Source organism: Rhodoferax sp. GW821-FHT02C08 (assembly GCF_059421805.1).
Genome location: NZ_JBWKVR010000005.1, coordinates 87,539 through 112,626, shown reverse-complemented (window position 1 = coordinate 112,626; position 25,088 = coordinate 87,539). Strand labels below are relative to the sequence as shown.

19 protein-coding genes and 1 pseudogene are annotated in these 25,088 nt (G+C 61.7%); 4 read left to right on the top strand and 16 right to left on the bottom strand.

What is annotated here, in order from left to right:
* Positions 1-171: 171 nt before the first annotated feature.
* The 15 genes from AC07VY_RS07910 to AC07VY_RS07840 all read right to left on the bottom strand — a co-directional run bounded on the left by AC07VY_RS07910 (position 172) and on the right by AC07VY_RS07840 (position 18,512).
* Positions 172-1,290 carry an FAD-binding oxidoreductase gene (locus AC07VY_RS07910; protein ID WP_495097081.1) on the bottom strand — a complete coding sequence of 373 codons (1,119 nt, stop codon included), beginning with the start codon at positions 1,288-1,290 and terminating at the stop codon, positions 172-174.
* Between the two features lie 32 nt (positions 1,291-1,322).
* Positions 1,323-2,579 (bottom strand): aromatic ring-hydroxylating oxygenase subunit alpha, encoded by a 1,257-nt coding sequence (locus AC07VY_RS07905; protein WP_495073785.1) that lies wholly within the window; start codon positions 2,577-2,579, stop codon positions 1,323-1,325.
* Positions 2,580-2,590: 11 nt separating this feature from the next.
* The gene (locus AC07VY_RS07900) at positions 2,591-3,340 is read right to left on the bottom strand and encodes an adenine nucleotide alpha hydrolase family protein (RefSeq protein WP_495097082.1); all 750 of its coding nucleotides are present in this window, start codon (positions 3,338-3,340) and stop codon (positions 2,591-2,593) included.
* Positions 3,337-4,446 carry an FAD-binding protein gene (locus tag AC07VY_RS07895; RefSeq protein WP_495097083.1) on the bottom strand — a complete coding sequence of 370 codons (1,110 nt, stop codon included), beginning with the start codon at positions 4,444-4,446 and terminating at the stop codon, positions 3,337-3,339. Before AC07VY_RS07895 ends, AC07VY_RS07900 begins: the two co-directional genes overlap by 4 nt.
* Positions 4,443-6,326 (bottom strand): (Fe-S)-binding protein, encoded by a 1,884-nt coding sequence (locus AC07VY_RS07890; RefSeq protein WP_495097084.1) that lies wholly within the window; start codon positions 6,324-6,326, stop codon positions 4,443-4,445. The genes AC07VY_RS07895 and AC07VY_RS07890 overlap by 4 nt, the downstream gene beginning before the upstream one ends.
* 1 nt (position 6,327) lies before the next feature.
* Positions 6,328-8,388 (bottom strand): oxidoreductase, encoded by a 2,061-nt coding sequence (locus tag AC07VY_RS07885; protein ID WP_495097085.1) that lies wholly within the window; start codon positions 8,386-8,388, stop codon positions 6,328-6,330.
* Between the two features lie 21 nt (positions 8,389-8,409).
* Complete coding sequence (locus tag AC07VY_RS07880) at positions 8,410-8,943, bottom strand: DUF5943 domain-containing protein (protein ID WP_495097086.1); 534 nt, start codon at positions 8,941-8,943, stop codon at positions 8,410-8,412.
* Between the two features lie 43 nt (positions 8,944-8,986).
* A complete protein-coding gene (locus AC07VY_RS07875; RefSeq protein ID WP_495097087.1) occupies positions 8,987-10,057 on the bottom strand; it encodes an HAD family hydrolase in 1,071 nt (356 codons plus the stop codon).
* Positions 10,058-10,102: 45 nt separating this feature from the next.
* Positions 10,103-10,978, bottom strand: a complete 876-nt coding sequence (locus AC07VY_RS07870) for a glycine betaine ABC transporter substrate-binding protein (protein ID WP_495097088.1) — start codon at positions 10,976-10,978, stop codon at positions 10,103-10,105.
* A 63-nt stretch (positions 10,979-11,041) separates the two neighbouring features.
* The gene (locus AC07VY_RS07865) at positions 11,042-12,013 is read right to left on the bottom strand and encodes a dipeptidase (protein WP_495097089.1); all 972 of its coding nucleotides are present in this window, start codon (positions 12,011-12,013) and stop codon (positions 11,042-11,044) included.
* 12 nt (positions 12,014-12,025) lie between these two features.
* On the bottom strand, positions 12,026-13,300 hold the full coding sequence (locus tag AC07VY_RS07860) for a serine hydroxymethyltransferase (protein WP_495097090.1): 1,275 nt from the start codon (positions 13,298-13,300) through the stop codon (positions 12,026-12,028).
* A gap of 12 nt (positions 13,301-13,312) precedes the next feature.
* Positions 13,313-13,957: a sarcosine oxidase subunit gamma gene (locus AC07VY_RS07855; protein ID WP_495097091.1), complete on the bottom strand. Its 645-nt coding sequence runs from the start codon at positions 13,955-13,957 to the stop codon at positions 13,313-13,315.
* Positions 13,950-16,946: a sarcosine oxidase subunit alpha family protein gene (locus AC07VY_RS07850; protein WP_495097092.1), complete on the bottom strand. Its 2,997-nt coding sequence runs from the start codon at positions 16,944-16,946 to the stop codon at positions 13,950-13,952. Before AC07VY_RS07850 ends, AC07VY_RS07855 begins: the two co-directional genes overlap by 8 nt.
* Positions 16,943-17,251, bottom strand: coding sequence for a sarcosine oxidase subunit delta (locus AC07VY_RS07845; RefSeq protein WP_495073775.1), 309 nt, complete (start codon positions 17,249-17,251; stop codon positions 16,943-16,945). The genes AC07VY_RS07850 and AC07VY_RS07845 overlap by 4 nt, the downstream gene beginning before the upstream one ends.
* 1 nt (position 17,252) lies before the next feature.
* Positions 17,253-18,512, bottom strand: a complete 1,260-nt coding sequence (locus AC07VY_RS07840) for a sarcosine oxidase subunit beta family protein (RefSeq protein WP_495097093.1) — start codon at positions 18,510-18,512, stop codon at positions 17,253-17,255.
* Positions 18,513-18,734: 222 nt separating this feature from the next.
* Here AC07VY_RS07840 and AC07VY_RS07835 point away from each other — a divergent pair, with 222 nt between their 5' ends.
* Both AC07VY_RS07835 and ruvX read left to right on the top strand, forming a co-directional pair.
* Positions 18,735-19,334, top strand: coding sequence for a YqgE/AlgH family protein (locus tag AC07VY_RS07835; RefSeq protein ID WP_495073773.1), 600 nt, complete (start codon positions 18,735-18,737; stop codon positions 19,332-19,334).
* Entirely contained in the window at positions 19,331-19,741 is a 411-nt protein-coding gene (gene ruvX / locus AC07VY_RS07830) for a Holliday junction resolvase RuvX (protein ID WP_495097094.1), read from the top strand. The genes AC07VY_RS07835 and ruvX overlap by 4 nt, the downstream gene beginning before the upstream one ends.
* 92 nt (positions 19,742-19,833) lie before the next feature.
* Here ruvX and AC07VY_RS07825 read toward each other — a convergent pair.
* Positions 19,834-20,957 (bottom strand): annotated as a pseudogene (locus tag AC07VY_RS07825) (transposase); the annotation flags it as partial.
* Between the two features lie 484 nt (positions 20,958-21,441).
* Between AC07VY_RS07825 and AC07VY_RS07820 the strand changes: the two are divergent.
* Both AC07VY_RS07820 and AC07VY_RS07815 read left to right on the top strand, forming a co-directional pair.
* On the top strand, positions 21,442-23,697 hold the full coding sequence (locus AC07VY_RS07820) for a family 43 glycosylhydrolase (protein ID WP_495097095.1): 2,256 nt from the start codon (positions 21,442-21,444) through the stop codon (positions 23,695-23,697).
* Positions 23,698-23,997: 300 nt separating this feature from the next.
* Positions 23,998-25,074, top strand: a complete 1,077-nt coding sequence (locus AC07VY_RS07815; protein ID WP_495097096.1) for an ABC transporter substrate-binding protein — start codon at positions 23,998-24,000, stop codon at positions 25,072-25,074.
* The last annotated feature ends 14 nt before the right edge of the window (positions 25,075-25,088 follow it).

Sequence of the window (25,088 nt, the reverse complement as noted above, 5' to 3'; positions counted from 1 at the left end):
GCAAATGATGTGCCACCCATAAATGGGCTGACTTTATTATGTTTGGTTAATTTTTGGGTAAATATGGATATTGTTTTAATGGTTTGCACCAAAATAGAATTTTGGTGAGGTGACGGATGTCGGGCATGGTGCATGGCTGGTTTTTGGCGAAGTGCATGCACACATTGGTGTTCATCGTTCGAGTGAAATGTCACTCGTAGGCTTGCTGCAGCACGGCAAAATCCAGCCTTGGTCAATCTCGCGCTGGCGTATGCCGCCAGCATGTTTCATTTCAACCTGACCCGATATTTTCTTGGTTTTGCAGGTGCCGCAAGCACCGCTGCTGCAAGAAGAGGGTAGGCGCAAACCGGCTGCGGCGGCAGCTTTTAAAATGGTTTGGTCTGATGGGCAGTCGAATACCTTGCCCATTTTCTCTAGTTGGATTTTAAATGTGGGCGTGCTATCAATTTTTATTATCTCGTCGACGCCTGGTTTTAATTGCGCCTCTGATAATTCTTCGGTAGACAGGGATTCGAAAGAGAAACTTTCTTCGCGGTAGCGCTGCATTTCGAAACCTGCCCCCGCCAGCAGGCCGCGCACCGCGCCCATGAACGGAGCCGGGCCGCAGGTGTAGACGTCGCGCTGCATGAAGTCGGGCGCAATATGCGCCAGCCGTGCCGCATCCAGTCGACCGAGGTGGCCCGCGTAAGCGCTACCCGGTGTGTGCTGTTCGCACACCATGGCCAGTCGCAAATGGGGCATATTGCGCGCCATCATGGTGAGTTCTTCGGGAAACAGCACATCGGCGGGCGTGCGCGCGCAGTGCACAAACACGATGTTGGCGTCGCTGCCCAAGTCGTGCAGGGCGCGCGTCATGGACATCAGCGGTGTCACGCCGCTGCCGCCGGACAGGAACAGATAGCTTTTCGCCGGCGCCTTGAAGCAGCTGAACTCGCCCGACGGCCCCATGGCTCCCAGCGCCATGCCCACGCGCAGATTGTCATGCAGCCAGTTGGACACCACGCCGCCAGGCACCCGCTTGACGGTGATGCTGACCAGGTCGGGCCGGGTGGGCGTGCTGGACAGGGTGTAGCAGCGGTTGATCTTGCTGCCGGCAATGTCCAGCTCCAGCGTGATGAATTGGCCGGGCAGATAGCGAAAGTTGCGCGGACCGTCGGCGGCCAGCACAAAGGTTTTCACGTCGTGCGTTTCCTGGCGGATGTGCACGCAGCGCAGGGTTTCGTCCCGGTCGGAAGACCAGGGCTGGGACGCCGGGCCGGCGAAATCGGGGGCAAAAGAGGGGATGGACATGGCGGTGCTTACAGCGCAAGGGTGGCGGTGGTTTACTTCGTCAGAGCGCTCAGGCGGTTCACGTACCAGTTGCAGAACTTCTCTACCAGGCCTTCGGTGAAGGGGGAGTAAGGGCCAGGTTCATAGGCGCCGGTGGCGATGCCGATCTGTGACTCTTCCACCAGGCGGCGGTCCTGGTCGTTGGTGGCGTTCCACACGGCGGTCAGGTTTTCCTTGGTGTAGTCCACACCTTCGACCGCATCCTTGTGCACGCACCAGGTGGTGCGCACCAGGGTCTTGGTGGCTGAGATCGGCAGCACGGTGAAACTGACGATATGGTCGCTCATGAAATGGTGCCAGGAGTTCGGTTGGGTCCAGAAAGACAGGCCACCGAGCGCCGGATCTACGAAGTCTGCTAGCAATTTCTTGGAGGCGACCTCGGCATTCATGGTCTGCGACTGGCCCGAGCGGTCGATCGGCAGGCGCTGGGTGCGAAAGCCGGTGACGCGGTCGTCCAGCGTGTCGATCTCGGCCGAGGGCAGGCCCATGCCTTCCCAGCGCTCGTGGTTGGCGGCCAGGATGTCCTGGAAGCGCTGCAGATCGGCCTTGTTGTGTTCGTCGGGTTGGTAGCCAAAGCCGTATTCGTACAGCGAGATGGTCAGCTCGGGGTGGTTGCTCACGCAGTGGTAGCACTCACGGTTGTTCTCCATGGTGAGCTTCCAGTTGCAGTCCTCGATGATGTCGACCTGGGCCGCCACTTTGCAGTCCTGCAGCCGGTGCGGCGCGATATAGGGCGTCATCTCGGCCGCCATCTGCTCAAAGTCTTCGGGTGGATTTTCGGCCAGGCAGATGAAGATCAGGCCGGCCAGGCTGCGCACATTCACCTTTTTCAGGCTCAGATGACTGGGATCGAAGTCTTCGCCCATGTGCTTGGCGTGGATCAGCTTGCCGGTCAGGTCATAGGTCCACTGGTGGTAGGGGCAGACGATGTTGCCCACTACGCCTTGCTGGCTGGCGCACAGGCGCGAGCCGCGGTGGCGGCAGACGTTGTGGAAGGCCTGCACCTGGTTGTCGTCGTCGCGCACGATCAGGATGGAGTTTTTGCCGAAATCCACCGTGATGTAGTCGCCCGCTTCGGGAATTTGCGGCTCTACCGCGACGAAGATCCAGTGCTTGCCGAAGATGTGCTCCAGGTCGGCCTGCAGAACGGTCTCGCTCAGGTAAAACGGTGCCTCCAGGCTGTAACCGGGGCGGCGGCGCGCTAGCAACTCACGGGTGAGTAGAGACTGCGCTGAAATGGTCGTGGTCATGTGGGCGTCTCCTAAAAATGCACAAGAGAGTGGGTGCGCAGGTAGTCCAGAACTGCCTGCGCCTTCGTATGGGGGGTACCGGTTTGCAGCACGGTGCCGCCTGTAGAGGGCGACTCAATCGCGCCGAGCATACGGGCGTGGCCGCTTTGCACGGTGCGGGCTTCCAGTAATTTGCGTCGCAGCGTGCGGGGCACCAACTGGCCTTGCGGTGCACTGCTGGCGGCGGTGTTTGACACGGATGTGCGTACCACTGTGCCGGCCATCGCATCCGCCAACGAGTGGCGCAGTGTGACAGGTGCTGCGGCGCTGATGACCAGCACGGCAGGTGGGGTGACACGCAAGCGGCGGCGTGCGCCTTTGGGCAGTGCCTGGGTGATGATCCAGGCCTTGCCGTCGACTTGCACCGCCAGCACATCGGTGATCACCGGGCGGCCCAGCGCGGTAGCCAGCGCAAAAGGCAAAACGCCTGTGCCTTGTTCGGACTCCGGACGTGTGCCCGCCAGGACCCAGGGTATGTTGTGCAAGGCAGGCAACAACACATCGCAGGTATCGGCATCCGATTCCAGAATTTCCAGCTGGGTGGCGCCCAGCGCCAGATAGTCGCGGGCCACAGCATCCGGCATGCTACCTGCGGTGAGCAAGCGCACGGTGCCGGGCAAGCCCAAGGCCAGGGCTGCTGCCGTTGCATCGGCACGGCTGCGGGTGGATTTGCCACTGACCGCGTGGGTGCGGGCAGCGACCAGTACGGTGATATCGCTCATACCCCCTCCTTCTGTTGGCGAACCAGTTCCAGCAGGGCCTGCATCAGGGCGGCACTGTCTTCCACCACCGTCAGGTCCGCACGGCGGGAAATGGGGGCGGATGCGTCCAGGTTGACCGCGATGACGTGGCGGCAATCCTTGATGCCTTGCAAATGCTGTACCGCGCCCGAGATGCCCAGCGCCAGATAGCCCGAGGCCGACACGGTTTTGCCGGTGGCACCCACCTGCTGCGCGCGGGTGAAACGGCCGTCGTCCACCGCCACGCGCGATGCGCCCACGGCGGCACCCACTTCGCGTGCCAGGGTGTGGAACAGCGGCACATCGATTACGCCATTGCCGGCAGCCAGGATGAAATCGGCTTCTTCCAGCGCCAGGGTTTGTGGGTCGCCGGCTTGCACGCCCATGTCTTCGATGCCCAGCTCCACCACGGCCGGCAGCGGTGGCGCTGATTCCTGGTTACCCAGGCCCACAAACGGCAGCTTGGTGCTGGCAACGTTCTTGGCTAGCAGCATGACCGGGGCATGTGGGCGCAGCCAGTCTTGGTGGCTATTGGCAGGTACACGCAGCTTGTCGGCAGCCAGCTCGGCCACGCTGCAGACCAGGTCCAGTCCGGCGCTGACGGCGAAGCGTCGGCCCAGCTGCCCATCGGCGCCGGCATCGGCAAACAGCCATTGCGCGGGTTGCAGCAATGCTTGCAGCTTTTGCAGCCAGGCCACACAGGCGCCAGGTTGGTAGCGGCCGGAGTCCAGGTCTTCCAGGACCAGCATGCGGTCTGCGCCCTGCGCTGCGACATCGTCATGGCAGGCGCCGAGCACGGCCACCACCACTTCGACCTGGGCCGAGGCCAATATGGCTGCAGCCGCAACCGCCTGGCGTGCACCATCGGTCAATGCGCCGCGCTCGGCATGGGTGACCACCACGGTGGTCTGGTTGAACGGACCAGCGCTGCGCACCGGCTTGGCCGCAGCGTGGTGGGCCGAGCGGCCGTTGGCCAGGCGCTCGCCCTCGCTGCTGCCCAGCACGATGCGACGCAGGCCGGCGGGCGTGATGATGGCCGGGCGGCGCGGGTCGATGCGCGGCACGGCGGAATGCATAGGGGCGTTCATGCAACCTCCAGGGCGTGGGCCACCAGCTCGGCAATGTCCCGCACTTCAGGGCGTGGGCCGACCACACCTTCCAGCATGGCGGTGCAGTTGGGGCAGGCCACGGCGACGATGCCCGCGCCAGTGGTTTTGGCATCCAGCATACGGATGTCCGGTATGCGGGTGCTGCCAGGGATGTCAGTGAAGGGTGCACCGCCACCGCCGCCGCAGCAGCGGCCACGTTCGCGGCTGCGTTCCATCTCCACCACCTTGATGCCTATGCCCTTGAGCACGGAGCGCGGTGCATCCACCTCGCGGCCGTAGCGGCCCAGGTAGCAGGGGTCGTGGTAGGTCACGGCCTCCAGGCTGCCGGCGCGCGTGGGCTTGAGTTGGCCCTTGGCCAGCAGCTCGGCCAGCAGCTGGGTGTGGTGCCATACGTCGAAGTGGCCACCCATGGCCGGGTACTCGTTCTTCAGCGAATGGAAGATGTGCGGATCGGGCGTCACGATGTGCATGAAGCCGCGGGTCTTCAGGGTAGCGATCAGGCGTTGCGACAGGCGCTGGAAGCCGGCCTCATCGCCCAGGCGGCGTGCCAGGTCACCGCAATCGGTTTCTGCCGCGCCCAGCAGGGCGATCTTCAGCCCGGCCTTTTGCAGCGTCTTGATGAAGGCGCGCAGCGTGCGCTGGTAGCGCATGTCGAAGCCGCCTTCGCCCACCAGCACCAGCCAGTCGGTCTGGCCGCCGACATCGAGTACCGGCACGTTCAGGTCGGCCGCCCAGTGGTGGCGGGCCGCCAGCGGGAAGCCGCCGACGGTATCGGTGTCGCGCAGCTGTTCCAGTGCTTCCATGCCCTTGTTCGGTACCACGCCACCGACCAGTGTCATGTGGCGGCGCATGTCGACGATGGCATCCACATGTTCGATCAGCATCGGGCATTCCTGCACGCAGGCGCGGCAGGTGGTGCAGGACCACAGCGTGTCACTATTGATCAGGCCGTTGACGATGGGCAGGTGCGGTGCGCCCGCATGCTCGCCGACCTTCTGGCCCGGATACGGGCTGCCGGCATAGTTCGCGTCGCTCTTGGCGCTCATGCCGACCACCAGGTCCTGGATCAGCTTCTTCGGGTTCAGCGGCTGGCCGGCGGCAAAGGCCGGGCAGGCGGCTTCGCACTTGCCGCACTGCACGCAGGCGTCAAACGACAGCAGCTTGTTCCAGGCGAAATCGGCCGGCTTGCCCACGCCCATGTCGTCCGCGGTCAGCGTGAGGGGCTTGAGGGCCGTGGCGAAGCGTTTGTCACCAAAGCGCTCCGGCCGGGGATGCAGGCCCAGGTGCAGCAGGCCGGCGACCGCATGCTTCATGGGCCCGCCCAGGCCTATGCCAAGCGCCAGTTCGGCGGCGCCGGCGGCAAACGCCAGGCTGATCAGGCCGGCCAACCAAGGCGCCAGCGCGGTGCCGGTCAAGGCCACCACGCCCACCAGGGCCACGGCCAGCGCGAACAGCATCAGCGAATAGGGCAGACGGCTCCATGGGCCTTGGGACAGGCGGGCCGGGGCCTGGCGGCGGCGCGAGGCCATGGCGATGGCGCCGGCCAGCATCATCAGGCCGGCCAGCAGCAGCACCGCGTCCAGGCTGCGCCAGTACAGGCCCAGGCCGTAGTTCACAGCCACCAGCGCCAGCGCCAGGATGGCACCGCCGGCCACGCCGACGTGGGCCCGTGCGACAAACGGCTCGCGCGCCACCACGTCGTGCAGGTCGACAAAGTAGCGCTTCGGTATTTGTAGCAGCCCGCGCAGGTCTATTGTGCTCGAACGGCCTGTTTTCCATATAAGAGCGCGGCGCGCTAGGCCCCAGGCCAGGCCCAGGACTGCCAGCCAGAAGACCGTGCTTACGAGGTGCTGCAGCATCTTAGAAGTCCTTGCACAGGCGCAGCGAGTCGTAGATCGCGGCGTGGATGTTGTGCATGGAGACGCAGTCGCCCACGCGGTACAGCAGGAAGCTGCCGTTGCCGGTGGTTTCGCTCAGGCCGGGCTGCGGCTTGGCGTCATACAGCGCTTCGATGTCCGTCTGGCCCTTGTTCAGCGACAAGGGCTTGAGCTGCCAGTACAGGCCGTCGTTCGGCAGGATGCCGTTTTCGACCACCACCTGGTCCACGGCGCGCTCTTCCAGCGCCTCGGTGTATTCGTTCTTCAGCACGGCGATCAGCTTGTCGCCTTCGCGGTAGACCTTTTCCAGCCAGAAGTTGGGCGTCTGGATTACGGCATTGGCATACAGCTGGCGGTAGAAGATCGGGAAGGTGGTGCCGCCCACGTCGTCGGCCACCTTCACGTCGGGGGTGACGATCTCCACCAGCTTGCCGCGTGCGGCGATGAAGTCGGCCACGCCGGTGCCCGCATGGGTGCTGATGCTGTCGTAGACCAGCACGTTTTCACCGGGGGCGACGGCGCCGGACAGGATGTCCCAGCCGCTGACGCACAGGCCTTCGGCTGCGCCCCAGGCGGGCGTCTGGCCGGTGTGCGGCAGGCCGCCGGTGGCCAGCACCACGATGTCGGGCTGCTCGGCCAGGATCATCTCCTGGGTGGCGGCCACGCCCAAACGGCGGTCCACGCCCAGGCGCAGGGTTTCCATGTCGAACCAGCGGATGATGCCGGCCATCTGCTCTCGTTTCGGTGGCTTGGCCGCCAGGTTCACCTGGCCGCCTACCAACGCGTTCTTTTCGAACAGCACCACGTCGTGGCCGCGCTCACGGGCCACGCGAGCTGCCTCCAGCCCGGCCGGGCCGCCGCCGACGACGACGACCTTGCGGCGCTTGCCGGTGGTCTTTTCGATCACGTGCGGCATGGTTTCTTCGCGGCTGGTGGCGGCGTTCTGGATGCAGAGCACATCCAGGCCGTTGTACTGGCGGTCGATGCAGTAGTTGGCACCCACGCATTGCTTGATCTGGTCTTCGCGGCCGTCGCGGATCTTGATGACCATGTGGGGGTCGGCGATCTGGGCCCGGGTCATGCCGACCATGTCGACCATGCCGGTGGCCAGGATGCGCTCGGCCTGCGATGCGTCGCGGATGCTTTGGGCGTGCATCACCGGAACCTTGGAGACGGACTTGATACCGGCGGCCAGGTGCACAAAGGGCTCGGGCGGCAGCGCCATCGGCGGCATGCAGTTGACCAGGGTGTTGTGCGTATCGGCACCGGAGCCGACCACGCTGAGGAAGTCGATCAGGCCGCTCTCGCTCATCGCCTGGGCGATTTCTTTCGCCATCTCGTGGCTGATGCCGTCTTCATGGAATTCGTCGCCGCACATGCGCATGCCCACGCAGAAGTCGGCGCCGACCTGTTCGCGCACGGCTTGCAGCACTTCCATGCCGAAGCGCAGGCGGTTTTCCAGGCTGCCGCCGTATTCGTCGGTACGGTGGTTCACGCGCGGGCTCCAGAACTGGTCGACCAGCTGCTGGTGGGCGGCGGAGATTTCGATGCCGTCGAGTCCTGCATCCTTCACACGCTTGGCGGCGCGACCGTAGTCGGCCACGATGCGGCGGATTTCTTCGATCTCAATCGTCTTGGCGTTGCCGCGGTGCACCGGCTCGCGGATGCCCGAGGGGCTGACCAGGTGCGGCCAGTCAAAGCCATGCCAGGCATTGCGTCGGCCCATGTGGGTGGCCTGGATCATGATCTTGGCGCCATGCTTGTGCATGGTTTCTGCCAGTTTGCTCAAGGGTTCGATCACCGAGCCCTTGGCCAGGTTGATCGAGCTCCACCACGACCAGGGGCTATCGCGCGATACCGGGCTGGAGCCGCCACAAATCGCCAGGCCCACGCCGCCCTTGGCTTTCTCTTCGTAGTAGCGGATGTAGCGTTCGGTAGGAACGCCACCTTCGGCATACACCTCGGCATGCGCCGTGCTGACGATGCGGTTGCGCAGCAGCACCTGGTTCAGGCGGATCGGTTCAAACAAATGCGGGTAGCGCATGGCGGGCTCTGCTGGAAATAATTAAAGGGGGCTGACGGTGAAGATGCAGTGGCTGTGGCCTTCTGCCGCGCATTGGGTTTCAGTGCTGGTGGTGCGCACCGCTGAGCCGCTGGTCTCCAGTACCCAGTCCATGGCGCCGGAGAACCAGCCGGCGAACAGATAGCAGACCTTGCTGTGGTTCACTGGCACGCCGGCAATGCCTTGTGCCAGCACGAACACCGAATGCTCCAGCTTCACTTGCGCGTGGCCGGTGGCGGCATCGGCCTCGATGAAGGAGAACAGGCCCCAGCCGCGTTGCGACAGGCGTTTGAGGTAGTGCTCGTACACAGCCATGCCGGAGAGGCCGTGGGTGGCAGCTTCCTGCTGGCACCAGAAGTAGGCCGAGCGGTAGCCGGCCTTGTATAGCGCCGGTGCATACACCTCGCGCCCCACTACGGCTTCGGTTTCGACATGGTTGTTGACGAAGAAGTGCCGAGGCACGTAAATCATCGGCAAGCCGTCGGTGGTCCAGACGCCGGTGTCAGCGTTGACTTCAATGGGGAGTTGGGGATTCATGGGGGATCTCTTTGTAGGGAAAGGGAAATGCGCAGCCGTGGGCTTACTGGATCTGATCCGACTTGACCACCACCCAGTTGCGGTCGGCTGTCACGGGCAGGCCTTGGGCCTTCTGGGCTTCGGCATTCTTCTTTTGCATGGCTTGGATCTGCACCAGGTATTTGTCTTTGCGGTTCACCCAGACGCGCAGGCCACCGCGCTCTACGTCAGTACCGCGAAACAGCATGGGGCCGTCACTGACCGGGGTATCGCCCGCGACCAGAATGGGCTTCTTCCATTCGTCGATATAGGTATAGATGGCCGCTTGCTTACCTTCAAACCAGGTCATCGGTGCCCACAGCGCCGGGGTCAGTTCATGGTCAAGTAAGGCTGCGGGGTCGTATTTCTTGGCCGCAATCAGTTTGCGCGTATTGGTGATTTCGCCAGTTTTTCGGTCTTTCAGCTGCAGGCCGACACCGATGACGTTTTGTGGCTTGACGTTGTAGCCGTACTGAGGGTCTGCCAAGACCATGCGTACCAGATCCTCGCTGGCGGCACTTACGACGTAGACCTCAATGCCGTTTTCCATCAGCTTGTTGTAAAGCTCTTGCATGCCGGGATAGAACTTGGGCGGTTTAACGGCAATGGTCTTGACCGTCGTGCCTTCGTAGTAGGTCGCGGGGATTGGCTGGCCGGAGGCCAGCATCTCGTCAATCCAGCCCTTGAGTTCGCGCAGGGTGTAACCCGAAAACACCTGGGCCACCCAGGGGTAACAGACCTGGTCGTCGATTTCGCACAGGCGGTAGTAATAGCTGTTGAGGCTTTCCTTGTGGCCGGCTATGTCTTTGAATGGAATCAGCTTGAGTGCAGGGTCCAGCTTGTCGCGGCTCAGAATGCCTTTCATTTCCAGAAACGGCAGCAGGGATTCTTCAAGATCATTGTTGTAGGTGGTGTTGTCGGCGTCGAACACCGCAAACGCCCCCTTGTTGGCATTAGCCTGGATCAGGCTCTCCAGCTGTGTCGCAGCCTCGGGCGGCCAATGTTTCAACGCTGTCTGGGCCTGGGCGGAAAACGCCAACCCCAAACCCAGCACCCAAGGCACCAGGCGTTTGAAAGAAATCGTCTGCTTCAACATTGCGACACAGCCTTTGCTATCTGAAAAATGGATCGAACGGGATGCTTAGGCCAACCAGCCAGCAACACGGGCAGTGTTGTCATTCATCCATTTCTCGGCGGCGTCGGCAGGCTTGGCTCCACCTTCTACGGCCAGCATCACGGCGCCGATTTCTTCTGGCTTCCAGGACAGCTTTTTCAGGAAGGCTACAACCGTGGGTGCCTTGGTGTTCAAGCCGGGGTTGATCACGCTGTCCACATGCTCTTCGGCGCCGTAGACGTTCTTCGGATCGGCCAGGAAGCGCAGCTTGTACTTGGCAAACATCCAGTGTGGAATCCAGCCGGTCACAGCAATCGCTTTATTGGCGCGGTAGGCGCGGTCCAGTTCGGCAGCCATGGCCGGGCCTGAGCTGGGCTGTAAGCGCATTTCCAGGCCATAAGCCTTGATGGCCTCTTCAGTCTTCTTCATCACGCCGGCGCCGGCATCGATGCCGACGATGCGGTTGTCAAAGTCGGCGCGGTGGGTATTCAGGTCTGCCAGGCTGGTGGCCTTGACGTATTCCGGCACGATCAGGCCGATCTTGGCGCCTGGATAGTTGGTGCCGATGATCTGTACCTTGTCCTTGAAGTTGGCCAAATAGGCTTCGTGCGTCACAGGCAGCCAGGCCGACAACGTGGCGTCGATGTCGCCGCGCGCCACACCCTGCCACATGATGCCGGCAGCCAGGGGCACCAGCTCCACATTCATGCCCAGCTTACTGCGGATGATGGCGGCCGCCAGATTGGTGGTGGCGACGCTGTCCGACCAGCCATCGACAAAACCGATCTTGATGGTGGGTTTGGCCTGGGCAAAGGCGGCGCCACCGGACATGGCTAATGCGGACAGACTCAAAGTCTGTGTGAGGAATTCACGACGTTTGCGAGGGGAGAACGAAACGGTCATAGCAGCTAACTCCTGGTTGTGGATAGGGAATGCGAAGGGGCGGGAAACAGTGGGTGGTGGGTCTTAGGTGCCCCAGACCTGGTCGAAGAATTTCATCCAGTTGGCGCCCAGTACCTTGGTGATCCGGGTATCGGACCAGCCGGATTGCTGCATCGTAGTCGTCAGGTTGGGGAAGTCGCCGATGGTCCGGATGCCTTCGGGATTGATCACCTCGCCGAAGTTGGTCAGGCGGCGCCAGCGGCCTTTGTCATGCGTCAGCATGTCGAAGAACTCATGGCCGTGGCCCTGGGTAAAGTCAGAGCCCAGTCCCACGCAGTCTTCACCAACAATGTTGATGACGTAGTCGATGGCCTCGACGTAGTCGTGCACGGTCGACTCATTGCCGCGCTTGAGGAAGGGTGAGAACATGGTCACGCCGATGAAGCCGCCGTGGTCGGCGATGAACTTCAGCTCGGCGTCGCTTTTGTTGCGCGGGTGGTCCTTCAGGCCCAGGGGCAGGCAGTGGGTGTAAGCCACGGGCTTGGTGGAGGCCAGGATCGCTTCTTCCGAAGTCTTGCTACCGACGTGCGACAGGTCCACCATGATGCCCACGCGGTTCATCTCTGCGATGACTTCGCGGCCGTAGCCGGAGAGCCCGCCATCGCGCTCATAGCAGCCGGTGCCCACGAGGTTTTGCGTGTTGTAGCAAAGCTGGACCACGCGCACACCCATGTCGTGGAAGGCCTCGATGTAGCCGAGGTTGTCTTCAAAGGCATGGGCGTTCTGGAAGCCCAGGACGATACCGGTCTTGCCATCGGCTTTCGCCTTGACGATGTCCGCTGTGTTGCGCGCCAGGGTGACGAGATCGCTGTTGTCGCGGATCAGCTGTTTCAGCTGGGCAATGTTGTCCACCGTCTTTGGAAAGTCCTCCCACACGGAGACGGTGCAGTTGGCAGCGGCCAGGCCGCCTTTCTTCATGTCTTCAAATACGCTGCGGTTCAGGTTGGCGATGATGAGGCCGTCTATGACGATGGAGTCTTGGTGCAGGGTGCTCATGGTGCGTGTCCTTTATGCGTACAGAGGAAAACGGGCGGTCAGTGCTTTGACGCGGGCGTAGACCGAGGCCTCGGTCGCGGCGTCGCCGGCGGGGTTGGTCTTCAGGCTGTTGAAGACTTCCAGCATCAGGCGGCCGACTTCTTCGAACTCGGCCACACCAAAACCGCGGGTGGTGCCGGCAGCGGTGCCGACGCGGATGCCGGAGGTGATGGTCGGCTTCTCGTCGTCGAATGGGATGCCATTCTTGTTGCAGGTAATGCCGGCACGCTCCAGCGCCACTTCGGTGGTGTTGCCCTTCAGGCCCAGCGGGCGCAGGTCGACCAGCAGCAGGTGGTTGTCGGTGCCGCCAGTCACCAGGTCCAGGCCACCGGCTTTCAGTACGGCGCCCAGGGCCTTGGCGTTGGCCACAACCTGCTGGGTATAGGCTTTGAAGCTGGGCTGCAGTGCCTCGCCAAAGGCCACAGCTTTGGCGGCGATGACGTGCATCAGCGGGCCGCCTTGCGAGCCGGGGAATACTGCGGAATTGATCTTCTTGGCGATCTCGGCGTCATTGGTCAGCACCACACCGCCGCGCGGGCCGCGCAGGGTTTTGTGGGTGGTGGAGGTGGTCACATGCGCATGCGGCACCGGGCTGGGGTAGACGCCGGTGGCAACCAGGCCGGCCACGTGGGCCATGTCCACCATCAGCAGCGCGCCTACCTTGTCGGCGATTGCGCGGAAGCGCGCCCAGTCAATGGTGCGGGGGTAGGCTGAGAAGCCGGCGATGATGAGTTTGGGTTTGTGTTCGATGGCCAGGGCTTCGACTTCGTCGTAGTCGATCAGCGAGTCGGCGCGGCGCACGCCGTACTGCACGGCCTTGAACCACTTGCCCGACAGTGCGGGCTTGGCGCCGTGCGTCAAATGGCCGCCAGCCGACAGAGACATGCCCAACACCGTGTCGCCGGGCTGTACCAGGGCCAGCATGACGGCCGTGTTGGCCTGCGCGCCGGAGTGCGGCTGCACATTGGCGAACTCACAGCCGAACAGCTTGCATAGGCGCTCAATCGCCAGGGCCTCGACCACATCCACATGCTCGCAGCCGCCGTAGTAGCGCTTGCCGGGGTAGCCTTCAGCGTACTTATTGGTCAGCACCGAGCCCTGGGTTTCGAGTACGGCCTTGGAGACGATGTTTTCCGAGGCGATCAGTTCGATCTGTTCGCGCTGGCGTTTCAGTTCGTGGTCCATGGCGACGCTGACTGCAGGGTCGGCCTGGGCTACGCCGGTAGAGAAGAAGGCTTCAGTGGTCATGGTGAAAGCTTTTCAAACGGTTTCAAACAAAGGTGTGAACACGGGGTCGGCGCATTGCGCCGGGCTGGTGATGCATGGCCGGTACGACCGTGCCGTGCGCTCCAGCAGGCGCCAGGTGTAGTCGGCAAAGCTGCGGCGGAACAACAGCACCACGCCAGTGGTGTCGGTGCGCATCACAGTCAGTCCGGTCTTGGACACCACAGTGCTGGCACAGCGGCCCACGGCCAGGCTCTCATAGTCATATGGGCCGAGCTGGCGTAGCAATTGGATGTGGTCGGGGCCGGCCAGGCGCATGGAGGTCAGGCCTCCGCTGTTGTCTACGATTTGCGCGAACTGGCCTTGCACTGCGCTGGTCAGCGCGGCCAGCAGGCTGTCGCGGCGCGAGCGCTTACACACCAGCAGCCATTCGTCGGGCGATACCCAGAGCACAGCGCCTGCATCGGTGCTCAGCACGGTCATGGGCTGGGTCGGTAGCGTCTGGCCCAGCACACCGGCTACGGTCTGCATGAAGGCGGCGTCATCGGGTTTGCCGCGCAGCACCAAATAGCCCATGTGGGGCAGTTCGGCCAGCACGATGCGGTCGCTGCTGCTCGGGGTTTGCACACGGGCCGACAGGCCAAAGGCGTGCAGCGGAGATTCCAACAGAACCTTAGACATTTTGACGATCACCTTTCACATCCACAAACACGCTGCTGCTGACCTTGACCGGCGTGACCTTGCCATGCGCATGCACGTACAGGGTCTGGTCCTTGCGTTGCAGTCCACCCATCACGACCGCCATGGCAATCGAACGGCCCAGGAAGGCGCTGTGGTAGCTGGAGGTCACATGGCCTAGCATCTGGTTGCTGTTGGCAACCGTGGCGCTTTCCATGATTTGCGCGCCTTCGATCAATACAGTGGTAGGGTCTTCGGGCAGCAGACCGACCAGATGCTTGCGGCCTTCGCGGGCCGTGTCGCTGCGGGCCAGTGAGCGCTTGCCGAGGAAGCTGAAGGGCTTCTTCATGCCGACGGCCCAGGCCATGTCCAGATCCAGCGGGCTCATCGAGCCGTCGGTGTCCTGGCCGACGATGATGAAGCCCTTTTCGGCGCGCAGCACGTGCATGGTCTCTGTGCCGTAAGGGGTGATGTCGAACTCGGCACCGGCGGCCATCACAGCCTCCCACAGGGCATGGCCGTAACCGGACTCGACGTTGATTTCGTAGGACAACTCACCCGAGAAGCTGACGCGGAACACGCGGGCCGGCAGGCCGTGCACCGTGCCAGGACGCCAGTCCATGAACTTGAAGTTCTCGGCCGACAGGTCGATGTCCGAGCACAGCTTGGCTAGCACGGCGCGGGCTTTGGGGCCAACCAGGGCGATGGTGGACCAGTGGTCGGTCACCGAGGTCATCCACACTTTCAGCTCTGGCCATTCGGTCTGGTGCCAGCGCTCCAGCCAGTTCAGCACACGCGCGGCACCGCCGGTGGTGGTGGTCATGTAGAACTGGTTTTGCTCGATGCAAGCCGTTACGCCGTCGTCCATCACCATGCCGTTTTCGTCCAGCATCAGGCCGTAGCGGCATTTGCCGACGGCCAGTTGGGTCCAGGCATTGGTGTAGATGCGGTTCAGGAACTCTCGAGCATCCGGGCCGTCGATCTGGATCTTGCCCAGGGTAGATGCGTCCATCACCGCCACGCCATTGCGGGCCGCCAGACATTCGCGGTTCACCGCGGCGTGCAGGTCTTCGCCGGGCTTGGCAAAGTACCAGGGGCGCAGCCATTGGCCGACCGGCTCCAGCGCGGCACCGCGTGCCACGTGGGACGCGTGGATGGCGGTGTAGCGGCTCGGGTCAAAGCACTCTTCGGTCATGGTGCCGGCCAGCGCACCCAGACTGACCGGGGTGTAGGCGGGGCGGTAGGTGGTGGTGCCGACTTCATTCACCGGGCGCTTCAGGGCGCGGGCGGTGATGACGAAGCCGTTCACGTTCGACAGCTTGCCCTGGTCGGTGCCAAAGCCCAGCGCGGTGTAGCGCTTCACATGCTCGATTGAGTGGTAGTTTTCACGTACGGCCAGCTCGATGTCGGCAGCGCTGACGTCGTTTTGGTAGTCCACAAAGGCTTTGGCGCCAGCGCCTTCCTGCTTGCCATCGGGCAGGCGGAACATGGGGCGGGCCGGCATGCGTTTGGCTTGGCTGCAGGTGGGCACCTGCAGACCCTGGGGCTTGCCGCAGTGGGCCAGTACCTGTTGCATGGCCCGCGTGGTTTGTGCCAGCGCGGCAGAGAGTTCAAATGCGCCGGTCACGGAGCCGACGCAGGCCACGCCTTTACGGCCCTGGCTCGGCGCGACGAAGGCGGCTACCGCCTCGTCCCAGGTGGGGCGGCTGCCGTCATGGCAGAACAGATGCACTGTGGGCGACAGGCCACCCGAGCTCAGCACCACATCGCAGGCGATATGGGTGCTGGCACCGGCCACTTCGTCCCGCGTGGCGTGCAGTGGCACCAGGCGCACGCCCTTGACTTCGCTGCCGCCGGTGACTTCGGAAATCCCGTGGCCGGCCATCACTTTGTAGCTACTGTTGCGGGCTACAGCGCCGTGGCGCACATCAGCTACCGTGACGTTGGCGCCAGCCTTGGCCAGGCCTTCCGCGCAGTCGTGGATCAGGTCACTGGTGCCGCAGATAACAATCCGCTGGCCGACGCGCACGCCGTAGCGCTGCAGAAAGGTCTGGCCTGCAGACACGGTCATCACGCCGGGTAGGTCGTTGTTGCCGAACACCAGGGGCCGCTCGATGGCACCCGTGGCCAGCACCACGTGGTGGGCGCGGATCTTATGCAGGCGGTGGCGTGGCAGATGGGCCTGGCGCTGTTCCGGGGCGATATGGTCTTGCACCAGTTCCACGGCTTGCACCAGGTTTTGTTCGTACATGCCGAATGCAGTAGTGCGGGGCAGCACGGTGACGTGGGGCATGTCATGCAGAGCTGCCAACACGGCGCGGATGTAGGCATCGCTGCTGCGGCCGTCAATCTGTGCAGTCGGGTCGGACAGCAGCCAGCCACCCATTTCACTTTGCTCGTCCAGCAGCACGGTCTTCAGACCGGCTTGACCGGCTTGCAGCGCGGCCAGCAGGCCGCAGGCACCGCCGCCCACCACCAGTACGTCCACGTGGTGGTGCAGGTGGTCGTAGTGCTCGGGATCGGGCTCGGTGGGCGCGTCGCCAAAACCGGCGAACTTGCGGATCACGGTTTCATACAGGGGCCACAGCTTTTGCGGCCACTTGAAGGTCTTGCTGTAAAAACCGGCTGGCATGAAGCGCGAGCCTTGGCCCAATACCGACTTCAGATCAAAGTCCAGCGAAGGCCAGCCCGAGGTGGAGCTGGCACTGAGGCCGTCGTACAGCTCGGCTTGGGTGGCTTTGACGTTGGGCGTGGTCAGCGCGCCGACGCCCAGCTGCACCAGCGCATTCGGTTCTTCTGCGCCGGCGCCGATGATGCCGCGCGGACGGCCGTATTTGAAGCTACGTGCCATGCGACGAACGCCATGGGCCAGCAGGGCGGAGGCCAGCGTGTCGCCGGGGTGGCCGGTGTAGTCGCGGCCGTCAAACGTGAATCTAATGGTGCGCGTCGTGTCGATGCGCGTGCCGGTTTGGGGGACTCGGGTGCCGCTCATGCTGCGTGCTCCTTGGCCATGTCTGCCAGGAACAGCGCCTTGCCTTCGGCCAGGGTCCAGGTACCGGCGATCTCGTAGGTGGCGGTGTTGCGTTTGACGGCAAACACCTTGCGGCAGGCCGCTGTGTGCTGCCACTGTTCCCAGAACCAGCCCTTGGTGTTCTTGCGAAAGAATACGTAGTCACCCCAGACGGCATCGTCCACGGCTTCGGGTTGGGCTGGGCGGGGAATATAGGCTTCACCGGCGTTGCTGAACTCTTCTTCGTCCCGCGTTTCGCCGCAATGGGGGCAGTGCAGTAAAAACATATCAGTGTGCGACGCCAGCGGCGCCGTGTTCGTCGATTAAATGGCCGGTGAGGAAACGGTCTACGGAGAAAGCCTTGGATAGCGGGCCGGGTTCACCCTGGGCCAGCATGTCGGCAAACACATGGCCCGAGCCCGGCGTGGCCTTGAAGCCGCCGGTACCCCAGCCGCAGTTGAAGAATAGGCCTTGCACCGCGGTCTTGGAGATGATCGGGCAGGCGTCGGGCGTCACGTCCACAATGCCGCCCCATTGGCGGTTCATGCGCACGCGGGAGAACTGCGGGAACAGTTCGATGATGGCTGCGGCCGTGTGCTCGATGACGTGCGGGCTGCCGCGCTGGCCATAGCCCAGGTAGCTGTCGATGCCGGCACCGATCACCAGCTCGCCCTTGTCGGACTGGCTCAGGTAGCCGTGCACTGCGTTGGACATGATCACGGTGTCGATCACGCGCTGCATGGATTCCGACACAAAGGCCTGCAGCGGATGGCTTTCCAGTGGCATGCGCAGGCCGGCCATCTTGGCCAGCACCGAGGAGTGGCCGGCAGCGACGCAACCCACACGGTCGGTCTTGACCGCGCCCAGGTTGGTTTGCAGGCCGCGGATCTTGCCACCCTGGATGTCCATGCCGGTGACTTCGCAACCCTCGATCAAGTCCACGCCCAGACGGCTGGCGGCGCGGGCAAAGCCACGGGCCACAGCGTCGTGGTGTGCGATGCCGGCGCGCGGCTGCCAGCTGGCGCCCAACACCGGGTAGCGGCGGCTGCGGCTGCAGTCCAGCTGGGGGATCTTTTCTTTGACTTCCTGGGCGTTTAGTACGTGGGCGTCGATGCCTTGCAGCGCGTTGGCGTTGACCCGGCGCTCGATGTCGCGCATGTCCTGCAGGGTATGGCCCAGGTTGAACACGCCGCGTTGGCTGAACATTACGTTGAAGTTCAGGTCCTCGGTCAGGCCTTCCCACAGCTTCAGCGAATGCTCGTAGATGGCTGCGGATTCGTCCCACAGGTAGTTGGAGCGGACGATGGTGGTGTTGCGCGCGGTGTTGCCGCCCCCCAAATAGCCTTTTTCCAGCACCGCGATCTTGCCGACCTCGGGGTGGTTCTTGGCCAGGTAGTAGGCGGTGGCCAGGCCGTGCCCGCCACCACCGACGATCACCACGTCGTAAGAAGGTTTCAGGGCCACCCGTTCCCAGGCCGGTTCCCAGGTTTGGTGGTTTTTAAAGCCGTGCTTGAGCAGGCTCCAGAGTGAGTAGTTTTGGCCGCGCATGGGTTTCTCGTGGGGGTCCAATGAATCTGCACCTATTGTTCGATGTCACCTGTGTGCCACCTTGCGCCGTGCGGACGTGCACTTGTTCAAAATCGACATGCGGCGGGAATTGACTACAGGCAGGGGCAAACCCTAGGGCCCTATAAAGCTGGTCCCATAGCATCCCTGGATAGGGGCATGGCGCCTCGTGGAGGGATATGCGTGCTGTTTTAAAATGGCAGCATGACCCCTGATGCATCCCCCATGAATTTGACGCATCACTTCCTGATTGCCATGCCCGGGCTGGAGGACGATGCCTTCGCCAAGAGCGTGGTCTACCTGTGTGAGCACAGCCCGCGCGGCGCGATGGGCCTGGTGATCAATAAACCCAGCGATATCAGCCTTCAAGCCCTGTTTGACAAGGTCGAGCTGCCGCTGCGCCGCGCTGATCTGAGCGACAGCCCCGTATTCCAGGGCGGCCCGGTGCAGACCGAGCGCGGCTTTGTGCTGCACGAGGCCTTTGTCGCCGACGATGTGGACCCTACCGAGTCGGTTTACGCCTCCACCATGGCCATTCCCGGCGGGCTGGAGATGACCACCTCCAAGGACGTACTCGAAGCTCTGTCTACCGGTGCCGGCCCACGCCGTGTGCTGGTGTCCTTGGGCTATTCCGCCTGGGGTGAGGGCCAGCTGGAGGCCGAGCTGGGTGAAAACAGCTGGTTGACGGTGGAAGCCGATCTGTCGGTGATCTTCGACACCCCGGTCGAGCAGCGCTACGACAAGGCTTTAATGTTGCTGGGTCTGCAGGCCTGGATGCTGTCCCCCGAAGCAGGGCATGCATGACCGAGCCGGTAGCCGTTCCCGCCAATTTGCAATCCTTCCTGGCTTTTGACTACGGTCAAAAGCGCACCGGCGTCGCAGTCGGTAACCGTTTCACCCGCACCGCAACGCCGCAGGGCACGATCAACGCCGAAGGCGATGCTCGCTTCATCCCCATCGCCGCCCGCGTCAAGGAATGGCAGCCCGACGCCATCGTGGTCGGCGTGCCCTTCCACCCGGACGGCGCTGCGCACGACAACACCCGGCGTGCCCAGAAGTTCGCACGGCAGCTGCGCGGCCGTTTCAACTTGCCGGTGTTCGAGGTGGACGAACGCTACAGCACCACGGAAGCGCTGGAAATGGGGGCGAAGGACGCCGATGCCGCCGCAGCCTGCATCATTCTTGAGCAATTCTTGAGGCAGATTAATTGACCTGATGTAAATAGTCGGCCATGCAAAATTCACCAAGGCAACCGGACCTACTGACTCAAGCCGCTGTCCCGCGCGCGCGTGGCCATTGCGAACGCATCGCCCGTTGCGCCCTGCAACCAGCACCGGTCCATGGCGTTGTCATGTTTCAAGTGCCCGATGGCCGGCTCCACCGCCTGCCTGCGTTTGAGTCAGCGTCGCTGCTGATCGGTCAAGCTCTTGAACTTACCCCGGTGAATGATCTCAACGCCCGGGTTGGTCGCATCCACGCCCCGAAAGCCCAGGTCCACGACCACCTGCTTGGGCTTGGCCCCGGTGTCCTCGGTCAGAATCGTCGCCTGCTCCAGTTGCTCGGCCAAGGTATGGCCGTCGTAGGGGTTGCCAGTAAAGCTGCGCGCACCCACCATCAGGCCCTGCTTGTGCGTGACTGCCACGCTGACCTTCACGCCGAATTCGTAGGGCTTTGGGGCCTTGCCTTTGCCGATGCACTCCACCTCGGGGGCGTGCAAGGCGTACAGCTTGTTTTTGTCCTTGGGATGTTGGCTGCGGATGCGCTCGGCGCGTTGCATCAGCGTACGCAAGCAGGTCAGCGCGAGCGCTGTTGCCTGGCTGGCCTCTTCGATCTTGCACCCCACCTCGCGCAGCACGATCCCCAGGATCGTACGCTGGCGTTTAACTACTTTGCGTAGCCGCTTGGCCGCTGCCACCACCTTGTGGCGCGCGATCTCCAGCAAGCGCGAGTCCACCGGGTGCGCAATCGCCTTCTCCTGCACCGTGGTGTCCACGATCAGCCGCTGGAACTCGGCTGGTTTGATGGCCTTGGAGGACACTGCCGTATCGATGGTGGCCTTGAGCAACTCTTCCACGCCTGCCTCACCGATGGCCGAGCGAAAGCGCCCGATCTGTGTGGCATCGCAGGGCAGGCGCGGCTCGTAGAACCTCATGCCGCTGAAGTGCTGCCAAACCACGTTCTCAGCCCAGCGCTCCACCAGTTCTTCGTCGCTGAGCTTGTAGGCATGCTTGAGGTACAGCAGCCTGGCCATCAAGCGGATGGGAAGTCGGGGCGACCGGCTGCGACAAAGCCAGCGCCGGCGACCTGCACAGAGGAGTCAAACAGGTCGTCTTGCGCGACAGCGCTGCCCGCGCGCACCTGGCGGGTGAAGTGTGGGGCCAGAGCCGTTTCGATCTGCGGCTGGCGGAAGAAATCGGTCTCGGACATCTGCAAAAACCCCAAGAATCAAAATCTGATTTGATGATTCTCCAGGGGTCAAGCACCAAGCGGAACTGGCGAAAACCCAGTATTTACGCGGGCCGCCGGGGTTTTGCAGGGCCGACTAAATAATTGGTCGTTGACACCAAGCCAGCTTCTTATACGAAATTTCTCGAGTCCAACTGGGCTTATTTGGTCAATATGGGCTGTATTTATACGCATGTGGGTAAAACCCCCTAGTCATACATATTGATGCCTAAATAGAACACCTATATGCGGTCAGTCCATTGTTAATGAATTGATGCATTTTGGTATGGGTCTCACCCAATAATTTATTGGTGTGCTCTTTCCTTAATCACTACTATCGCCGCAGCATTTGAAATGGCGGCTTTTATCCGTATTTCGAAGCTGAAAAAATGTGTTGGACTTGATTGTGGATACCCCAGGTTTTTACATATATCCAACTTATAAGAATCATGCAGGAGACAAAAATATGAGGATTCGTTTTCTAAAACGAATTGCTACGGCATGCCTGAATGTGGCACTGCTGCTCGTTTGTACCCTCGGCGGCGCATACGCCGAGGTACAAGGCAGCGCCAATGCGATGCACTTTCGCAATGCCAATTTGCTGCACCGTGCCGATCCCTGGGTCTACAAACATACAGACGGCTATTACTACTACATGTCCACCGTGCCGGAGTTTGACCGGCTGGAGCTGCGCAAGTCACGCACCCTGACAGGCATTGGCAGCGCCACACCGGTGGTGATCTGGACCAAGCATGCCAGCGGCATCATGGGCGCCAACATCTGGGCACCCGAGATTCACTTCATCAACAACAAGTGGTACGTCTACTTCACCGCTGGTGAGTCTGGCAATGCCTTCAATGTGCGCCTCTACGCACTGGAAAACAGCGCCGCAGACCCAACCACCGGTACCTGGGTGGAGGATGGCCGCATTACCACGGCGTGGGACAGCTTTACGCTGGATGCCACCACTTTCACGCACAACAATGTGCAGTATCTGGTGTGGGCGCAAAAGCCTGCGGGCAGCAACAACATCAACTCCAATGTCTACATTGCAAAGATGAACGATCCTTTGCATATGGACGTCAGCACCCAGACCTTGGTGACCACGCCCAACCTGGCCTGGGAACAGCAAGGCTATTTGGTGAACGAAGGGCCTGAAGTCATCAAACGCAACGGCCAGATCTTCATCAGCTACTCGGCTAGCTCCTGCGATCCACGCTACGTGATGGGCTTGGTTACCGCGTCCGACACCAGCAACCTGCTGTCGTCGGCCTCCTGGAGTAAATCGTCTACCCCGGTCTTCCAGTCCAACCCTAGCGCTAATGTCTATGGCCCTGGCCACAACGCATTTGTGCAGTCGGCCGATGGGACCGAGGACTACCTGATGTACCACGCTTACTCGGATGGCACGGTGAATACCTGCTTCGGCAACCAGCGCAGTATGCGCATCCAGAAATTTACGTGGGATGCGGCTACGGGCAAGCCGGTATTGGGTGTGCCGGTTTCCACCGGCACCGTGATGCCTACTCCGGCGGGGGACAACCGCTTTGAAGCGGAATACGCGACCCGGGGTGGCTTGGCAAGTGTCATGTCGTATGCCAATGCCTCCAATGGAAAAGACGTGGGCAACATCAACGATGCGACCAGTTTTGTACGTTTCGACAATGTCCAAGTGCCCGTGGCTGGTGCCTATGCTTTGAGCATTCGGTTTGCCAATGGCTCCGGCACAACGGCCTCCCACAAAATGACGGTCAATGGCGGCGCAGCCACGGTCGTGAGTTATCCACCCATGGCCGGCTGGGGCACGTTCTCCACGGTCACCGTCAATACCAATCTCAATGCCGGTAGCAACACCGTCACGCTGACCTACAACAGCAATTTTGCAGAGGTCGATTACCTGCAAGTGGACCCCATCAGCTATGAGGCAGAAGCCGCTACGGTGGTGAGCGCGCAGGTCGTGAGTGACGCCGGTGCCACCGGCGGCAAGAAAGTCGGCTATATAGACACCAGCAGCAGTTATGTTCAGTTTGCAGTCAATGTGCCAACCGCTGGCATCTACACGCTGGCGGCGCGGTATGACAACGGTTCCAAGGCTGCCGCGGCCCACTTGGTGAGCGTGAACGGGGGCGCCAATACGACCTTGAACTATCCCTACTACGCTGGAGACGGTTGGGTCAGCTACCGCAGCACCTCAATCAACGTAACACTCAATGCAGGTGCCAACACCGTGCGCATTGCCAAAGGTGCCGGCAATGCCGAGCTCGACCGTATTGAACTGTTGCCAGCACTGCAGTCCGGCGGCCGCTACCGCTTGACCAATCGCAGCAGTGGCAAGGTTCTGGACGATGCCAACGCTGGCACGGCCGATGGCAACAATGTGCAGCAATGGGAAGACCTCAGCAACACCGCACAGCGTTGGACCATCACCGACCTGGGCAATGGCTACTACCAGTTGATTAACGTGGTCTCCGGCAAAGCGTTGAATGTGACCGGTGCTGCCACGACAGATGGCGCCAACGTCGATATCTCCACCTCGACCGGTGCCACCAACCAGCAATGGAGCATCGTCAACGTGGGCCCGTCCACATACAAATTGATTGCGCGCCACAGCGGCAAAGCTCTGGATTTGATCAATGCCTCGCCGGCCAACGGCGCCAACATCCGGCAATGGCCAGACAACGGCTTGGACGCCCAGAAATGGGTGCTTGAGTTAGCGCCGTAAGCGGTAAGTCGCTATTCCATCTTTCCCACCCGCCGGAGCCTTGCTCCGGCATTCATTGCTACCGCTTGGACTCTGCAAATAGTAGGGATTCGCAGCCAAAACACATCCCCATTTCAATAGTCCATTAGAGACCAGGGATGGAGTGGTATTCCATAAGATTAATTGCAGGAGACAACAATGACGGTAGGTTTCATACGGCGAATAGCTGCCAAATGCGTGAACACGGGGGGGCTCCCCTCGGTTCTGCGAAAGCTCCATAAAAGTAGATGGGTATTGCTGGGGGGGATCCTTGCGTTCCCCTTGGGCATCCATGCCGAAAATGCGGTAGGCGGCCCCATTGTCTTTGGGCAGTCTGCTCCACTATCCGGCCCTGCCGCGCAACTGGGTGTGGATTTCAATTTTGGCGCCAATCTGCATTTTTATGAAGTCAACAGAGATGGCGGCGTGTATGGGCGAAAAATCCAGTTGCGGATTCTCGATGACAAGTACGAACCCGAACGCACTATTGAGAACACGCGCCGCCTGATTCAGGAAGATAAAGTTTTTGCCCTCATGGGTTATGTGGGAAGCGCCGCAAGCCAGGCCGTGCTGCCTCTGGTCAATGAGAGCGGGATTCCATTTTTAGCGGCATTCACTGGTGCAGAGGTACTTCGGGTGCCTTTCAATCCCCATGTCTTCAATATGCGCGCAGGCTACTTTGATGAGACGAGAGCCATTGTTCGGCATTTGAGCACCGTGGGTATGAAGCGGATCGCGGTGTTTCATGAAGATGATGCGAACGGCAAAGCGGCGCTGGAAGGGGTGGAGCAAGCCGTCAAGTTGATGGGTTTGTCGCTAGTGGCCAGCGGCTCGGTCGAGAGAAATGGAATCGATGTGGGCAAAGCTGTACGCGATATCAGCGCCGCCCAACCACAGGCCGTGGTGATGATGGCTGCCTACTCCGGCAGCGTGGCTTTTATCCGTGAGATGCAGAAGCTGGACCCGCCGCCGTTGCTATGGAATACATCCTTTGTGGGGAGCCAGGTTCTGGCGCGCGAGCTGGAGGAGCGTGGGCGCGGAGTCCAAATTTCCCAGGTCGTTCCTTTCCCTTGGAATGGCAACAATGCGCTGGTCCGCAACTACCAAAAGGTGTTGGCGGAGGTAAAGGGCGAACCCGGCTTTGGTTCCCTGGAAGGGTATATCGCGGCAAAGGTCGTTGTAGAAGCATTGCGCAAGGCCGGAAGCAACCCCACGCGCACCTCCTTCATCAAGGCCATGGAATCGCTGCAGCCCTACGACTTGGGCGGTTACACCGTTCACTTTTCGCCCAGCAACCATAACGGATCGACCTATGTCGATCTCACCATGATCACCTCGGATCAAAAGTTTGTCCGTTAAGTAAAGAAATCAAC

What these genes read in the sequence shown, in the direction of transcription:
- AC07VY_RS07910 (WP_495097081.1), bottom strand. Translation starts at nt 1,290, where the DNA reads ATGTCCATCCCCTCTTTTGCCCCCGATTTCGCCGGCCCGGCGTCCCAG.
- AC07VY_RS07905 (WP_495073785.1), bottom strand. Translation starts at nt 2,579, where the DNA reads ATGACCACGACCATTTCAGCGCAGTCTCTACTCACCCGTGAGTTGCTA.
- AC07VY_RS07900 (WP_495097082.1), bottom strand. Translation starts at nt 3,340, where the DNA reads ATGAGCGATATCACCGTACTGGTCGCTGCCCGCACCCACGCGGTCAGT.
- AC07VY_RS07895 (WP_495097083.1), bottom strand. Translation starts at nt 4,446, where the DNA reads ATGAACGCCCCTATGCATTCCGCCGTGCCGCGCATCGACCCGCGCCGC.
- AC07VY_RS07890 (WP_495097084.1), bottom strand. Translation starts at nt 6,326, where the DNA reads ATGCTGCAGCACCTCGTAAGCACGGTCTTCTGGCTGGCAGTCCTGGGC.
- AC07VY_RS07885 (WP_495097085.1), bottom strand. Translation starts at nt 8,388, where the DNA reads ATGCGCTACCCGCATTTGTTTGAACCGATCCGCCTGAACCAGGTGCTG.
- AC07VY_RS07880 (WP_495097086.1), bottom strand. Translation starts at nt 8,943, where the DNA reads ATGAATCCCCAACTCCCCATTGAAGTCAACGCTGACACCGGCGTCTGG.
- AC07VY_RS07875 (WP_495097087.1), bottom strand. Translation starts at nt 10,057, where the DNA reads ATGTTGAAGCAGACGATTTCTTTCAAACGCCTGGTGCCTTGGGTGCTG.
- AC07VY_RS07870 (WP_495097088.1), bottom strand. Translation starts at nt 10,978, where the DNA reads ATGACCGTTTCGTTCTCCCCTCGCAAACGTCGTGAATTCCTCACACAG.
- AC07VY_RS07865 (WP_495097089.1), bottom strand. Translation starts at nt 12,013, where the DNA reads ATGAGCACCCTGCACCAAGACTCCATCGTCATAGACGGCCTCATCATC.
- AC07VY_RS07860 (WP_495097090.1), bottom strand. Translation starts at nt 13,300, where the DNA reads ATGACCACTGAAGCCTTCTTCTCTACCGGCGTAGCCCAGGCCGACCCT.
- AC07VY_RS07855 (WP_495097091.1), bottom strand. Translation starts at nt 13,957, where the DNA reads ATGTCTAAGGTTCTGTTGGAATCTCCGCTGCACGCCTTTGGCCTGTCG.
- AC07VY_RS07850 (WP_495097092.1), bottom strand. Translation starts at nt 16,946, where the DNA reads ATGAGCGGCACCCGAGTCCCCCAAACCGGCACGCGCATCGACACGACG.
- AC07VY_RS07845 (WP_495073775.1), bottom strand. Translation starts at nt 17,251, where the DNA reads ATGTTTTTACTGCACTGCCCCCATTGCGGCGAAACGCGGGACGAAGAA.
- AC07VY_RS07840 (WP_495097093.1), bottom strand. Translation starts at nt 18,512, where the DNA reads ATGCGCGGCCAAAACTACTCACTCTGGAGCCTGCTCAAGCACGGCTTT.
- AC07VY_RS07835 (WP_495073773.1), top strand. Translation starts at nt 18,735, where the DNA reads ATGACCCCTGATGCATCCCCCATGAATTTGACGCATCACTTCCTGATT.
- ruvX (WP_495097094.1), top strand. Translation starts at nt 19,331, where the DNA reads ATGACCGAGCCGGTAGCCGTTCCCGCCAATTTGCAATCCTTCCTGGCT.
- AC07VY_RS07820 (WP_495097095.1), top strand. Translation starts at nt 21,442, where the DNA reads ATGAGGATTCGTTTTCTAAAACGAATTGCTACGGCATGCCTGAATGTG.